The organism is Candidatus Andeanibacterium sp. (assembly GCF_057143545.1).
On record NZ_DBNHSF010000001.1, the window covers coordinates 1 to 1,952 of the forward strand.

Annotated in this window: 3 protein-coding genes; all 3 read left to right on the forward strand. The window is 63.6% G+C overall.

What is annotated here, in order from left to right; genetic code table 11:
- Nucleotides 1-202: 202 nt before the first annotated feature.
- The 3 genes from AC16XC_RS00005 to AC16XC_RS00015 all read left to right on the forward strand — a co-directional run bounded on the left by AC16XC_RS00005 (nt 203) and on the right by AC16XC_RS00015 (nt 1,837).
- Nucleotides 203-376: a DUF465 domain-containing protein gene (locus tag AC16XC_RS00005; protein ID WP_484032579.1), complete on the forward strand. Its 174-nt coding sequence runs from the start codon at nt 203-205 to the stop codon at nt 374-376.
- Nucleotides 377-535: 159 nt separating this feature from the next.
- Nucleotides 536-1,540 carry a TerC family protein gene (locus AC16XC_RS00010; protein WP_484032580.1) on the forward strand — a complete coding sequence of 335 codons (1,005 nt, stop codon included), beginning with the start codon at nt 536-538 and terminating at the stop codon, nt 1,538-1,540.
- 105 nt (nt 1,541-1,645) lie between these two features.
- Nucleotides 1,646-1,837: a hypothetical protein gene (locus AC16XC_RS00015; RefSeq protein WP_484032581.1), complete on the forward strand. Its 192-nt coding sequence runs from the start codon at nt 1,646-1,648 to the stop codon at nt 1,835-1,837.
- The last annotated feature ends 115 nt before the right edge of the window (nt 1,838-1,952 follow it).

A 1,952-nucleotide genomic window follows, 5' to 3' on the forward strand; every position in this document is an offset into this window, starting at 1 on the left:
TTTCGTCGGACCCCTTGGAACCGCTCCCGGCAATGCCTATTCTCGCTCTGCGGGCCGGGCCCCTCTGGCGAGCGCATGTGAGGCGCTCGTGATGTCGGACCGCATCGGAAAACCGGTGCGATCTGACGGACATACCCATCCCCTCCCTCAGCATCGCGCCGGTCGACCGGTCTCACCTTTTGCCTCACACAGGAGACGGAAGATGACGGGCCGAATCTATCGGTTGACGGAAATCCACCAGCGGATCGACGAGCGGTTGCGGCTGGCGCGCAAGCGCAAGCTGCCCGATTGGCTGGAATTGACGCGGCTCAAGCGCATGAAGCTGCGCGTCAAGGATCTCATCCACCGATTGTCGCTCAGGCCGCAGCTCGGCTGAGCAACTGCCGGGGAGCAGCGCCGCATTTCCCCTTCCCTTCAGTGCTGGCGGCCTGTTCCCCGGCCCTTTTCCGGACGGACATTTGCATGACGACCCGCATCGCGCCCCTGCCGCGTGACTTGCCGCAACCGGCAAACCAGGAGTTTAAGGAGACTTCCCGTGCCTGAGCTGCTTTTATCCGACTGGCTCGGCACCCCGCTGTGGTTCTGGGGCGCCTTCCTCCTCATTGTCGTCTTGCTCACGGCATTCGATCTCGGATTCCTGCATAAGGAAGACCGCGAGCTCGGCATCGCCGAAAGCCTCAAGCTGTCGGCCTTCTATATCGCGGTCGCGATGGCGTTCGGCGCGTGGGTATGGATCGAACGCGGCGGCGAGGCCGGCATGGAATTCTACACCGGCTTCTTCATCGAAAAGGCGCTCTCGATCGACAATGTCTTCGTGATCAGCCTGATCTTCACCTATTTCGCGATTCCGCCCAAATACCAGTATCGCGCGCTCCTGTGGGGCATCCTGGCGGTGATCGTGCTGCGCGGATTGATGATCGCGGGCGGTGCGGCGCTCCTCGCCGAGGCCTATTGGGTGCTGTACCTGTTCGCGGCCTTCCTCGTTTTTACCGGCATCAAGATGTTCTTCGCCGGGGACCAGCCGATGGACCTTGCCCGCAATCCGGTGCTGCGCTGGATCAGCCGCCACATGCGGGTGACGCCCGAGCTGCATGGACAGAAGTTCCTGGTAAAGGTGCGCGACGAACGGACCGGCAAGATGGTCCGCGCCGCGACGCCGCTGTTCCTCGCGCTGGTGGTGATCAACCTCGCAGACCTTGTGTTCGCGGTCGACAGCGTGCCGGCGATCTTCGCGATCACCACCGACACCTTCATCGTCTATACCTCGAACATCTTCGCCATCCTCGGCCTGCGCGCGCTCTATTTTGCGCTCGCCGCGATGGTCCACCGCTTCCATTACCTCAAATACGCCCTGGCCGCGGTGCTGGTGTTCATCGGCAGCAAGATCCTCGTCGGCGATTTCGTGCTCGGCGGCGACAAGTTTCCCGCCTGGGCGAGCCTCGGTGTCACCGCCGCGCTGATCGCCGGGGGTGTCGCCTATTCGTTATGGAAGACCGGCGGCCGGGATGAAGCCGACTGGCCGGTTTCTCCCAGGCGTTGAGCCCATGATTGAGCCGGGCGGGGCGATGGCACAACCTCCTCCGATCCGGAGCAATCTCGCCTCTCGCCCCCTTCCGCTCCGCGCGCGGCATGGCATTAACGCGCCATGGCGAGACGGAGCAAAAAGGATCGGAAACGGATGGTCTGCGCCGCCTGTTCGAGCGAGCAGGTGACGCGCGAGGCCCGGGCCGAATGGAATATCGCGGCGCAGGCATGGCAACTGGCCGCGCTGTCCGACATCGCCTTCTGCCACCGCTGCCGGATGGCGACCCATATCGAGGAACGGCCGCTCGCCTGAATGCGCTGTCCTACAACGGCCGTCCCGTGCCATGGCCGGGCCAAGACGGGCGCGCTTGCAGGCGGAGCGATTCTTGCTCCTGGACTGTGTTACCCTGTCAACTTCCGTTCGGTTC

Bases quoted from the DNA above. Each gene is read 5' to 3' on its own strand.
- AC16XC_RS00005 (WP_484032579.1), top strand. From the start codon at position 203: ATGACGGGCCGAATCTATCGGTTGACGGAAATCCACCAGCGGATCGAC.
- AC16XC_RS00015 (WP_484032581.1), top strand. From the start codon at position 1,646: ATGGCGAGACGGAGCAAAAAGGATCGGAAACGGATGGTCTGCGCCGCC.